Source organism: Nocardia sp. CC201C, assembly GCF_030010695.1.
GTDB classification, from domain to species: domain Bacteria; phylum Actinomycetota; class Actinomycetes; order Mycobacteriales; family Mycobacteriaceae; genus Nocardia; species Nocardia otitidiscaviarum.
Genome location: NZ_JASCXP010000236.1, coordinates 1 through 11,685, shown reverse-complemented (window position 1 = coordinate 11,685; position 11,685 = coordinate 1). Strand labels below are relative to the sequence as shown.

Below are 11,685 nucleotides of genomic sequence, written 5' to 3'. Positions count from 1 at the left end.
GGGCACATCGGTCATGATGCCGCCCACTCCGACATCGATGAGCCGCCGCATATTCCGCGTATCGTTCACCACGTAGGCGAAGACCTCCAGTCCGCGGGCGCGGGCCAGTGCCAGATAGTCGGCGTCCACATCGTCGGCGGAGATGTGCACCATGCCACTGTGTTCGGCGAGGGCATCCAGTTCGTTCGCCGTGGGCCGACGCTGGCTGAGTCCGCCGAGCGGGATATCCGGTTCCAGTGCGCGGAACTCGCGCAGGAATTCCCAGTCCAGGCTCTGCACCATGAGACGCCGCCGATCCGGGGCCGTTTCCGTCCAGCCCGGCACCGCCCGCAGCTCCCGCGAGACGAGTTCGGCAACACCGTCTTTCGCGTCGGTGAGTTTGACTTCGAGCAGTAGTCCGGCGGGCCCGCCGCCGAGCGTGCGCAGCACCTCCCCGAGTTCGGGAACGGGTTCACCGGCATAGGCGGGCGCGAACCAGGAGCCCGCGTCCAGCGTGCGGATCTCGGCCAGGGTGAACTCCGCCACCCGCCAGGGCGCGCGGTCCGGATACCGTGCGGCGGCATCGGTGGTGCGTTCCAGGGTGTCGTCGCGAATGACCACGAGCCGGTCGTCGGCGGTGCGGCGCACATCGAGTTCGACCATGGTGGCACCCTGTTCGGCGGCCAATCGCGTTGCCGCCACGGTGTTCTCGGGTGCGTACGCGGACGCGCCGCGATGGGCGACGGTGGCCGGGGGCGTGTCCTGCGCGGCCGCCGGCGCTCCGGTCGCGGCGAGCGCCAAGCCGGTGACCAGCGCCAGGAGATGTCTGTACATGGTGGCGTTCCTCGGCTCGGGTTACAGGGAGGTGGTCAGTCCGCCGTCGACCAGCACCGACGTGCCGGTCATATAGGCGAGATCGTCGGAGGCGAGGGCGAGGGCCGCCCGGGCGAGGTCCTCCGGCTCGCCGATGCGCTTGATCGCGGGCAGGTTCCGCTGCGCCCAGTCCCGCTTGTACGCGGCCCAGTCCCGCTGCGGATCGGTCGGCTGCACCGCCCGCCACAGGCGGGTGTCCACCGCCCCGGGTGCCAGCACATTGATCCGAATCCCCTGTGCCGCATAGTCCATACTCGCGGCCTGGGCCAGCGCCAGCACCGCGCGCTTGGTGGCGGCGTAGGCCGATCCGCCCGGTCGGGTGGCCACCTCGTGCAGCGATCCGGTGATGATGATGACGCCGCCGCCGCGCGCCAGCAGATGCGGGATCTGCGACCGCATCGCCAGATAGACGCCGCGCACATTGGTGTTCTGCATATCGTCCCATTCGGCGGGATCGGTCTCGTGCAGCGGCCGGAACCAGTTGATTCCGGCATTGTCGAATGCGATGTCGAGCCCCCCGTACCGGTCCACCACGGCGGTGGTGAAGTTCTCGACCTGCTCGGCCTCCCGCACATCCGCGCGCACGTACAGCGCCTCCCCGCCCGCCGCGCGAATCTCGGCCTCCACCTTGGCCCCTTCCTCGGTCCGCCGCCCGCAGAAACCGACACGCGCACCCTCGCGCGCGAACGCGATGGCGGCCGCCCGCCCGATTCCCGAGGTGGCCCCGGTAATGGCAACTACTTTTCCGGCGAAGCGTCCCGGCCGCTCCCCGGTCGCATCGGCCGCGGCCCAGCCCCCCGCCACCCCCGCCACTCCGGTACCCGCCGCCGCCAAGCCGTACAGCATGGACCGCCGACTGACCCCTGTCCCCCGCTGCTCATCCGCACTCATATCAACCTCCAGCTCGTTCCCGCCACCGGCTCCGGCGGCCACCCCATGGTGTGGCAGCCCGAATCCCGACGGCAGGGCGCGAACTGGCGAGGACCCCCGGTCCTGGTCACCCCATGACCAGGTAGGACCGATGACCGAGACAGCGGCAGGACCACCCGGGCGACAACGGCCGCCGACGCGCCGACCGGGTACGCGAACGCGACGATCATCCCGGAGCCGCGGCCGACGGGCACGGCTGGCGCGTGGGAATCCCGAGCACAGCACCGGACCCGGTCACCCCCGCGCGTGGGAATCCCGAACACAGCACCGAGCCCGGTCGCCCCCGCCGCGCGCGGCAATCCCGAGCACAGCACCGTACCTGGCCGACCCCGCTGGCGGGATGACATACGCCGACACCCCTCCGGCGCCCGTGACCGTGCCGGTACCGGAGCATCCGTGCGCGGCGGCCCCGAGAGCCGCCGCCGATGGACCGCGCCCGGCGGAGGGGCCGGTCGAACTCGTCACGGCCGACGAGCGCATCCGCGGGGATCGGGTGCCCGGTCAACGCCGCGAACGGCGCTGCCGCATCGGCCGTCGGCTGTCAGTCGCACACCGCCCCGTTGGACGCCGAGCCCACCAGCTTCGCGTACTTCGCGAGCACCCCACGCGTATACCGAGGCGGCAGCGGCTCCCATCCCCGTGCCCGCTGCCTCAGCTCGGCGTCGTCCACGAGCAGGTCGAGCCGGCCGTCCGCCACATCGAGCCGGATGCGGTCGCCGTCGCGCACGAAGGCGATCGGCCCGCCGTCCACCGCCTCCGGAGCGACGTGGCCCACGCACAGCCCGGTGGTGCCGCCGGAGAAGCGCCCGTCGGTCAGCAGCAGAACGTCCTTGCCCAGTCCCGCGCCCTTGATGGCCGCGGTGATGGCCAGCATCTCCCGCATGCCCGGACCACCCTTGGGGCCCTCGTAGCGGATCACCACCACGTCGCCCGCCGCGATGGTGCCGTCCTCGAGGGCGTCCATGGCGGCCCGCTCCCGATCGAAAACCCGTGCGGTGCCCTCGAATACGGAGGAGTCGAACCCGGCCGACTTGACCACCGCCCCGCCCGGGGCAAGCGATCCGCGCAGAATCGTGATGCCGCCGGTGGGATGGATCGGAGATCCCATGGCCCGCACCACCTTACCGTCCGGGTCCGGCGGCGCGATGGCCGCCAGATTCTCCGCCACCGTCTTCCCGGTGACGGTCAGGCAGTCCCCGTGCAGCAGCCCCGCGTCCAGCAGCGCCTTCATCATGACCGGCACCCCGCCGATGCGGTCCACGTCCGTCATCACATGTCGGCCGAAGGGTTTTACGTCGGCCAGATGCGGCACCCGCCGCCCGACCCGGGCGAAGTCGTCCAGGGTGAGGTCCACATCCGCCTCGTGCGCGATTGCGAGCAGATGCAGCACCGCATTGGTGGATCCACCGAACGCCATCACCACCGCGATGGCGTTCTCGAAGGCTTCCCGGGTCATGATGTCGCGGGCGGTGATGCCCCGCCGGATCAGATCCACCACGGCCTCGCCGCTGCGCCGCGCGTAGCCGTCGCGGCGGCGGTCGGTCGCGGGCGGGGCGGCGCTGCCGGGCAGCGACATGCCGAGCGCCTCGGCGGCGCTCGCCATGGTGTTGGCGGTGTACATGCCGCCGCATGCCCCCTCTCCGGGGCAGATGGCGCGTTCGATGGCGTCCACGTCGGCTCTGCTCATGAGTCCGCGCGAGCAGGCGCCCACCGCCTCGAAGGCGTCGATGATGGTGACCTCGCGCTCGCTGCCGTCGGAGAGTTTCGCGATACCGGGCAGGATCGATCCGGCGTAGAGGAAGACGCTGGCCAGGTCCAGCCGCGCGGCGGCCATGAGCATGCCGGGCAGCGATTTGTCGCAGCCCGCCAGCAGGACCGAGCCGTCGAGTCGTTCGGCCTGCATCACGGTCTCCACGCTGTCGGCGATCACCTCGCGCGACACCAGGGAGAAGTGCATGCCCTCATGGCCCATGGAGATGCCGTCGGAGACCGAGATGGTGCCGAACTGCATCGGGAAACCGCCGCCGGCGAAGACGCCGTCCTTGCAGCCGCGGGCGAGACGGTCCAGGGAGAGGTTGCAGGGCGTGATCTCGTTCCAGGACGACGCCACGCCGATCTGGGGTTTGTCCCAGTCGTCGTCGCCCATGCCCACCGCACGCAGCATGCCGCGGGCGGCGGTCCGTTCCAGCCCGTCGGTGACGTCGCGACTGCGGGGTTTGATGTCCGGGGTGTTCTGCTGATCGGCCACGGTTCCCCATCATCCACCCTGCGGCCGCCGAGTCGCGCCAGCACGCCCCGGTGCGCCGACGACGAAGGTCCCGCCGCGCCACACCGCGCGAAACGGGACCTCTGTCGATGTGTCGTGCCCATCGGCACCACGCTGCCGGTCGGCGCTGGTGCCGACCGGTCGTAAGCGGGGCCGACCGATCAGAAGTACGCGCCGCAGACCGGCCAGGCGCCGATGCCCTGGGTCGCGAGCACGTTCTCGGCCACGCGGATCTGCTCCTCGCGGCTGGCGTTGTGGGCGTAGCCGCTGCCGCCGTTGGCGAGCCAGGTGCTCTGGCTGAACTGCAGGCCGCCGTAGTAGCCGTTGCCGGTGTTGATCGACCAGTTGCCGCCGCTCTCACACTGCGCGACGGCGTCCCAGTTGCCGCTGTAGGCGGAGGCGGTAGCAGTCGAAACACCGAACGGGACAGCGGCGAGCGCGCCCAGCACGGCGGTGGTACCAGCGATACGGGTGAACTTGCGGTTCCGAAGCATGTGATATTCCTGCCTGCGCCCAGCCGCCCGGTGAATTCGCACTACCGGGTCCCCGTCCCCAGGGAATGTCTTGGTGAATCTCGACCGCGGGACGGGGTTACCGGTGTACGGCGGTTCGAGTCCGACTCAGCCTTCGCCCGAGCCGTCGACGACCATAACGGAACAATCACGATGGATCACGGACCGATAACTCGCATTTGACTTGCGTGACGCTCGAACCTGATCTCCGTTTATGCAGATGATCGCGCGGGTCGCGCTTAATTACATTCCCGTAGTTAATAAACCACAATGTGTTCGAGGTCACCGAAATGCGGTGATAACGATCTCGAGGTCAACCCGCGGAGGGCTTCCCAACAGCCGTCTCAGACGCTATCGTACTGGCAGTACCGCATACCGGCGGTACTCGCTCAACGAGGTGCGCCATGACCACCACATATCCCCAGGCCAGGCGGATCAGGTTCCGCTTCGGCGATCCGGAGCCGATGTCGAAGTACTACGCGGGTGGCGACATCGTGTTCAGTCACTTCATCGCGGGTCTCTCGGCGGGCTTCCCACCCGGCGAGGAGTCCTTCATCCGCTCGGTCCGCAAGTTCGCCGACCACATCACCGATCCAGCCCTGAAGAAGCGGGTGGCCGGGTTCATCGGCCAGGAAGCGATGCACGGGCGGGAACACCGGCGGCTCAACGGCAAGCTCGCCGAGCTGGGCTATCCCGTCGAGTGGTACGACTCCCCCGCCGCTGTCGAGCGCCTGCGCCGCATCGAGCAGCGCCTGCCCGACCTGGTACATCTGGCGAGCACCGCGGCGGCCGAGCACTACACCACCGTGCTCGCCACCCGGGTGCTGACCCGGCCCGAACTCCAGGAGCTCGCGGGCGACCCCGAGGTGCGCAACCTGTTGAACTGGCACGCGGTCGAGGAGATCGAGCACAAATCGGTCGCCTTCGACGTGTACCGGGCCGTGGGTGGCAGCGAACGGATGCGCATCGCCACCATGGCCACCGTGCTGGCGCTCACCCTGCCGCTCACCACGGTGGGCCTGATCCTGTCGCTGCGCCGCGACGACTACGCGCGAGCGCATCCGGCCCGGCTGGCCCGCGAGGCGTACACGCTGTTCACCGGGCCGCTGCTGCGCGGTCTGGGCCGCGAACTCGCCCAGTACCTGCGTCCGGGCTTCCATCCCGACGACAACGACACCACCGCACTACTGGATCGCTGGCGGGCCGAATTGTTCGGCGACACCGGCGTTCTCAGCGATCACCTGCGCTAGCGGGCTCGGCGGACCGCTCGGAACACCGCCGCGAATCAACGGAGATTCATCATGAGCAGATCCACGCTTCCCACCCGCACCACCGGTGCGCCCCCGGTGCGCCGCATGCGATTCCGGTTCGGCGAGCCCGAACCCATGAGCAAGCATTTCGCCGACGGCGATATCGTGCTCAGCCATTTGACGGCACTGCTGTCGGCGGCCTTCCCACCCGGTGAGGATTCCTTCGTGCGTTCGGTGCGGCGGGTGTCCGGACGGATCGACGATCCGGCGCTCAAGAAGCGCGCCGCCGGCTTCATCGGTCAGGAGGCCATGCACGGACAGCAGCATCGGCTGCTCAACGACCAGTTGGTCCGGATGGGCTACGTGCTGGTCCGGGTGCCGAACTTCGCGCCGGGCAGCCGCCGGGAGCGAGCCCTGATCCGCGCCGAGCGGCTGCTGCCCGCCCACGTCCACCTGGCGGCCACCGCGGCGGCCGAGCACTTCACCAGCATGCTGGCACGGCGCGTGCTGACCAGCCCGGAACTCCAGGAGATCGCCACCGCGAGTCCGGAGGTGCGGAATCTGCTGAACTGGCATGCGCTGGAGGAGCTCGAGCACAAGTCGGTCGCCTTCGACGTCTACCGCGCCACCGGCGGCGGTGAGGCGGTGCGGATCGGCGTCATGACCATCCCGTATGTGGGGATCATCCCCTTCATGGCGCTGGCGGTGGGCCTGTCCATCCTCACCGACCCGCAGGGCTGGCGGCCGGTCACGGTCACCCGCCAAGCCGTCGGCGTGCTGCGCGGCCCCCTGGTCAAAGGGCTGCTCGCCGAGATCCGGGAGTACCTCAAGCCCGGCTTCCATCCCGACGACCTCGATACCGAACCCCTGGTCCAGCAGTGGCAGCGGGAGCTGTTCGGCGACGACGGCCTGCTGCTCGACCGGGTCCGCTGACCCACCGAACGCCGGAGAGGATCCATCATGAACGCACATCCGGAGATTCCGCGCGCCGACCACGAGGTCGTGGTGGTCGGCGCCGGATTCGGCGGTATCGGAGCCGGTATCGCACTGCAACGCAAGGGCATTCACGACTTCGTGATCGTGGACAAGTGGGACCGGGTCGGCGGCACCTGGCATGCCAACACCTATCCCGGTGTGGCCGTGGACATTCCGTCCTTCATCTACAGCTTCTCCTACGAGCAGCGCGGCGACTGGTCACGCATCTTCGCCCCCGGCGACGAGTTGCGCGACTATGCCGACAGCATGGTCGACAAGTACGGGCTGCGCCGCAAGCTGCTGCTCGGCACCACCATCACCGGAGCCGAGTACGACGAGGACGGCGGGCTGTGGCGGCTGCGCACCGACGGCGACCGCACCCTCACGGCACGTTTCGTCGTCATGGCGGTGGGCGGCCTGGAGCGGCCGAAGATGCCCGATATCCCGGGGTTGCAGGACTTCGGTGGCGCGCTGGTGCATACCGCCCTGTGGGATCACGACCTGGCGCTGGCCGGTAAGCGGGTGGCCGTGATCGGCACCGGCGCGACGGCGCTGCAACTGGTCCCCGCCATCGCCGCGGAGGTGGACCACCTCACCGTCTTCCAGCGCACCCCCATCTGGGTGTTCCCGAAGACCGACGCCGCCGTGGGACCGTGGGGGCGGGCAGTGCTGGGCAATCGATTGCTACGCTCCGGCATTCGCGCGGTCGGCACCCTGGCCACCGAGATCGGGATGGGCGGCATGGTCGTGGGCCCCGCCTGGCTCACCGACACGGGACGGCGGCTGGCCGAGATTCCGGTACGCCGCTGGATGCGGTCGCAGGTGCGCGACCCGCGCGTGCGCGAACAGCTGATCCCCCGCTACGGACTGGGCTGCAAGCGGCCGTCCATGTCCAACGACTACCTCGCCACCTTCAACCGACCGGATGTGCGCCTGGTGACCGACGCGATAGAGCGGGTCGACGAGCATGGGGTGGTCACCGCCGACGGCACCCGCCACGACTTGGATGTCATCGTCTGCGCCACGGGATTCAAACTGTGGGAGAAGGATTCGGTGCCGCCGTTTCCGGTGATCGGTCGCGATCGGCTCAGCCTCGGCGACTTCTGGGATACACATCGATTCCAGGCGTATCACGGGGTATCGGTACCCGGCTTTCCCAATATGTTCGCCATAACCGGCCCATACGGTTTCGTGCTCGGCTCGTATATCTGGATGATCGAAGCCACCGCCGCCCATCTGAGTCGCGCCATCGCGGAAACGAAACGGCGCGGTGAGACCGTCTGCGAAATACGTCGATCCGCGCACGATGAATATTTCGCCGTATGTCTGCGGCGACAGGAGAAGAATTTCCTCTTCACCCCGGCCTGCCACGGTTCGAATACGTATTACATCAATAGTCACGGAGATTCGCCGTTCCGGCCGTCCACCCACGGCGAGATGTACTGGCAGAACCGTCATTACGACCTCGACGACTACCGGTACAGCACCCCGGCCGGCACGCCCCGGCCGCACCGGATCCTGGAGGAGTCGGCATGAAACTCAACGACATCCGTCCCGAACTCGTCGTGGTGACCGGGGCGGGCAGCGGGATCGGCCGGGCGGTGGCGCTGCGCTTCGCCCGGCGCGGAGCCCACGTGGTGGTCTCCGATATCGACCTCGACAGCGCCCGCGCCACCGAGGCCATGATCCACGCCCGGGGCCAGCACGCCAGCGCCGCGCGCCTCGACGTCACCGACCCGTGGGCGTGGGAGGAGTTCGCCCGCGACGTCCTGGCCGACTACGGGCTGGCCGACGTGCTGGTCAACAATGCGGGCCTGGTGGTCGGCGGGGCGTTCCTGGATATGGCGCCCGCCGACTGGGACACCCAGCTCGGGGTCAATCTGCTCGGGGTCGTGCACGGGTGCCGGGTGTTCGGACGGCAGTGGGTCGACAGCGGGCACCGTGGGCATATCGTCAATATCGCCTCGGCGGCCGCCTTCACCCCGACCCCGGTCATGTCGGCCTATTCGGTGTCCAAGGCCGGAGTGAAGATGCTCACCGAATGTCTGCGACTGGAGCTGGGCCCCAAGGGCATCGGCGTGAGTGCCATCTGCCCCGGATTCATCAATACCGGCATCGGTGCACACGCCGTGACGGTGGGCCTCGATCCGGCCGTCGTCGAGCGGGGCAGGGAACTCGCCCGGCACGCGCAGGAGGTGGCCGAGCGGCTGCCGTTCTCGCCACTGAGCCCGGACCAGGTGGCCCGTGCGGTGGAGCGGTCGGTGCGCTACGACCTCGCCGTGGTGCCGGTGCGGCCGGAGGCGTGGCTGGGCTACGCCCTCATGCGGATCGCTCCCGGTGTCAATCGCCGCATGACCCAACCGTTCTCGACCGAGCGCCTGGAACGGCTGGCGGGCTGGGCGATGCGACGCTTCGACCGGCAGGCGGTCACCGCCGACAGAGCGCCGACACCCGCGGGGGTGGGGCGGTGAGCGGGCGCGCGCATACCCTCGAGATCGCGGCGGTGGTGCGGGAGACCACCGATGCCCACACCCTGGTCTTCAGCGTGCCGTCGCAGCTGCACGGTCGGTTCACTTACCGGCCGGGGCAGTTCCTCACCCTGCGGGTTCCCAGCGAACGTACCGGATCGGTGGCGCGCTGCTATTCGCTGTGCAGCAGTCCGCATGTGGACGATCGGCTCGCCGTGACGGTGAAGCGCACGGCGGGCGGCTACGCGTCGAATCTGCTCTGCGATACGGCCCGGGCCGGGGACCTCATCACCGTGCTGGAGCCGGGTGGCAGCTTCGGGCCGCGCGGGCTGGACGGGGAACTGCTGCTCGCCGCCGGGGGCAGCGGGATCACACCGCTGCTGTCGATCGCGAAATCGGTGCTGGCGGCCGGGCGCGGCAACATCGTGCTGTTCTACGCGAACCGGGATCGGCGATCGGTGATCTTCGCGGCCGAACTGGCGCGGCTGGAGCGCCGGTATCCGCGGCGGCTGCGGGTGCTGCATTGGATCGAAGCCGAACGGGGGCTGCCGAACGCCCGGCGGGTGGGTGAGCTGCTGCGGCGGCATCGCCGCCGGGAGTGGTACATCTGCGGGCCGCAAGGCTTCACCACGGTGCTGCGGTCGGCGGCGGCCTCCGTGCGGGTACCCGCGGCCCAGGTCCATCTGGAGGAGTATCGGTCGCTCACCGCGAATCCGTTCGAGGACCCCACTCCCCCAACGCATCTCACCGTCGCCGCGCTGCCATCTCCCGCCGCCGGGGCGGGCGACGACAGCGCCGCCCTGGAGGTCGATATCGACGGGCGCACCCATCACCTCGGCTGGCCGCGCACCGCCCGGCTGCTGGATGTGCTGCTGGACAACGGCATCGACGCTCCCTACGTGTGCCGGGAATCCGCGTGCGGCACCTGCGTCTGCGCGGTGCGGCGCGGGCGCACCCGCATGGTGCGCAACGAGGCGCTCATCGACGAGGAACTCGCCCAGGGATTGACGCTGGCCTGCCAGACGCTGCCGGAATCGGCGGACGTCCACGTCAGCTTCGACCGGTAGCGCCCGCGTGTCAGTTCGCGGCGAAGGCGAGATGCGGGGGTTTGCGCACATCCACCGCCACCTCGTTGAGCCGGGCCACCGCGTCCAGCACCGCCGCCGCGATGGTGCTGACATGTTCGGCGAACTGTTCGGCGGTCATGATCCGAGCGCGCGAGCGGTTGACGCCCAGGTACCACTCGGTGGCCGAACCCACCGCCCCGAAGATGGCGTAGGTGGTCAGTTCCAGGCTGCCGGTGTCCACCTGCTGACCCGAGAGCCGTTCCTCCACCAACCGCGCCACCCGCAGGGCCGAGCGCTGCGCCACATCGAGCGCGCGCTCGGGCTGCTCGGCCTGCTGGGCCATGCGCCCGTGCACCAGGAAGCGGAACACCTCCGGGCTCTCCTCGACCACGGCCACGTATTCGGTGATCCCGATCCGCAGCAGGTCGGCGACCGAGTCGGCCATGAGGTTCACCCGCTCCAGGAAGCGGTCCCACAGCATGCTCTGCACCCGGTCCAGGATGGCCAGGTACAGGTCGGTCTTGTCCTCGAAGTGGCGGTACAGCTTGGGTTTCGCGCAGCCCGCGGCGCGCGCGATATCGTCCATGCTCACGTCGGGCCCGTGTTCGGCCAGCGCCCGCAGCGCGGCGTCCACGAAGTCGGCGCGCACCTGTTCGCGATGTTCGCGCCACCGCTCGGTGCGCGCGTCCGGACGGGATCCGGCCGCCGCGGTGCGTTTCGCCCCACGGGTGAGCCTCTTCTCGGCGGCCGACATGACGTCATGATATGCGATACCGCCGGTACGCGAAGGCCGGTGCGGTGGGTGATCGGGTCAGGACGGCGCGGCCGGTCCCGGCCCCTCGGGCACCGGGACGGTATTCGCACGGCAGGGTTGCTGGGCCGTGGTCGCGCAGTCGGGCAACCGCTCGGCGTGCGGATACGGGGTGTGGCCGACGACGATGCTCGACGGTCGTCCCGGCTCGAACCAGACGGTGTTGTCCGCGGGCGTGGGGAGGGTGCCGAAGACCCAGTAGCCGGTGGGCGCGGGGGTGTCGATGGTGACGCGAATGCTGGAACCGGCACGGAAGACATGCGCGAACTTCTGGATCTCGATGCGCAGCGGGGTCGGCTCCCCCGGCACCAGCGGGGCGGCCGCGGCGGCGGTGAAGTCGCCCCAGGGGCGCAACTCGGTGGAACGAGACGGGTCGAGGGCGCGCTGCGAGGCCCGCAGCCAGCCGCGTTGGACGTACATCTCCTGCCCGTCGGGCCGCACCTCGGACACGGTGATCTGCACGTCGGTATCGGGTGCGGACGAACTCAGCCACAGGTCCGCCGATCCGGGGCCGTAGAGGCTCAGGTCCTCGGGCAGCGCTCCGGTGGTGAAGG

The 11,685-nt window shown here is 69.5% G+C and carries 11 protein-coding genes; 5 read left to right on the top strand and 6 right to left on the bottom strand.

What is annotated here, in order from left to right; translation table 11 throughout:
• The 4 genes from QK444_RS22715 to QK444_RS22700 form a co-directional block, all read right to left on the bottom strand.
• A partial coding sequence (locus QK444_RS22715) for a glycerophosphodiester phosphodiesterase family protein (protein ID WP_282783465.1) occupies positions 1-813 on the bottom strand: 813 nt, incomplete at its 3' end.
• Positions 814-834: 21 nt separating this feature from the next.
• Positions 835-1,743: an SDR family oxidoreductase gene (locus QK444_RS22710; protein ID WP_282783463.1), complete on the bottom strand. Its 909-nt coding sequence runs from the start codon at positions 1,741-1,743 to the stop codon at positions 835-837.
• 580 nt (positions 1,744-2,323) lie between these two features.
• Positions 2,324-4,030 carry a dihydroxy-acid dehydratase gene (gene ilvD, locus QK444_RS22705; RefSeq protein ID WP_282783461.1) on the bottom strand — a complete coding sequence of 569 codons (1,707 nt, stop codon included), beginning with the start codon at positions 4,028-4,030 and terminating at the stop codon, positions 2,324-2,326.
• A 179-nt stretch (positions 4,031-4,209) separates the two neighbouring features.
• Positions 4,210-4,542, bottom strand: coding sequence for a transglycosylase family protein (locus tag QK444_RS22700; protein WP_282783459.1), 333 nt, complete (start codon positions 4,540-4,542; stop codon positions 4,210-4,212).
• Between the two features lie 422 nt (positions 4,543-4,964).
• On the opposite strand from QK444_RS22700, the gene QK444_RS22695 reads away from it, so the two are divergent.
• From QK444_RS22695 to QK444_RS22675, 5 genes are read left to right on the top strand one after another with little or no spacing between them, the layout of a single operon-like run.
• Positions 4,965-5,810, top strand: a complete 846-nt coding sequence (locus QK444_RS22695) for a metal-dependent hydrolase (RefSeq protein ID WP_282783458.1) — start codon at positions 4,965-4,967, stop codon at positions 5,808-5,810.
• A gap of 51 nt (positions 5,811-5,861) precedes the next feature.
• The gene (locus tag QK444_RS22690) at positions 5,862-6,743 is read left to right on the top strand and encodes a metal-dependent hydrolase (RefSeq protein ID WP_282783457.1); all 882 of its coding nucleotides are present in this window, start codon (positions 5,862-5,864) and stop codon (positions 6,741-6,743) included.
• A 27-nt stretch (positions 6,744-6,770) separates the two neighbouring features.
• Positions 6,771-8,321, top strand: a complete 1,551-nt coding sequence (locus QK444_RS22685; RefSeq protein ID WP_282783455.1) for an NAD(P)/FAD-dependent oxidoreductase — start codon at positions 6,771-6,773, stop codon at positions 8,319-8,321.
• Entirely contained in the window at positions 8,318-9,256 is a 939-nt protein-coding gene (locus QK444_RS22680) for an SDR family NAD(P)-dependent oxidoreductase (RefSeq protein ID WP_282783453.1), read from the top strand. The genes QK444_RS22685 and QK444_RS22680 overlap by 4 nt, the downstream gene beginning before the upstream one ends.
• Complete coding sequence (locus QK444_RS22675) at positions 9,253-10,320, top strand: ferredoxin--NADP reductase (RefSeq protein WP_282783451.1); 1,068 nt, start codon at positions 9,253-9,255, stop codon at positions 10,318-10,320. Before QK444_RS22680 ends, QK444_RS22675 begins: the two co-directional genes overlap by 4 nt.
• A 10-nt stretch (positions 10,321-10,330) precedes the next feature.
• Here the strand turns inward: QK444_RS22675 and QK444_RS22670 are convergent, their stop codons facing one another.
• Together QK444_RS22670 and QK444_RS22665 are read right to left on the bottom strand one after the other, a co-directional pair.
• A complete protein-coding gene (locus QK444_RS22670; protein WP_282783450.1) occupies positions 10,331-11,074 on the bottom strand; it encodes a TetR/AcrR family transcriptional regulator in 744 nt (247 codons plus the stop codon).
• A 57-nt stretch (positions 11,075-11,131) separates the two neighbouring features.
• Positions 11,132-11,685 (bottom strand): CocE/NonD family hydrolase C-terminal non-catalytic domain-containing protein (locus tag QK444_RS22665; RefSeq protein ID WP_282783448.1); only part of this gene is annotated, 554 nt, incomplete at its 5' end.

Bases quoted from the DNA above. Each gene is read 5' to 3' on its own strand.
- QK444_RS22710 (WP_282783463.1), bottom strand. From the start codon at position 1,743: ATGAGTGCGGATGAGCAGCGGGGGACAGGGGTCAGTCGGCGGTCCATG.
- QK444_RS22700 (WP_282783459.1), bottom strand. From the start codon at position 4,542: ATGCTTCGGAACCGCAAGTTCACCCGTATCGCTGGTACCACCGCCGTG.
- QK444_RS22695 (WP_282783458.1), top strand. From the start codon at position 4,965: ATGACCACCACATATCCCCAGGCCAGGCGGATCAGGTTCCGCTTCGGC.
- QK444_RS22690 (WP_282783457.1), top strand. From the start codon at position 5,862: ATGAGCAGATCCACGCTTCCCACCCGCACCACCGGTGCGCCCCCGGTG.
- QK444_RS22685 (WP_282783455.1), top strand. From the start codon at position 6,771: ATGAACGCACATCCGGAGATTCCGCGCGCCGACCACGAGGTCGTGGTG.
- QK444_RS22680 (WP_282783453.1), top strand. From the start codon at position 8,318: ATGAAACTCAACGACATCCGTCCCGAACTCGTCGTGGTGACCGGGGCG.
- QK444_RS22670 (WP_282783450.1), bottom strand. From the start codon at position 11,074: ATGTCGGCCGCCGAGAAGAGGCTCACCCGTGGGGCGAAACGCACCGCG.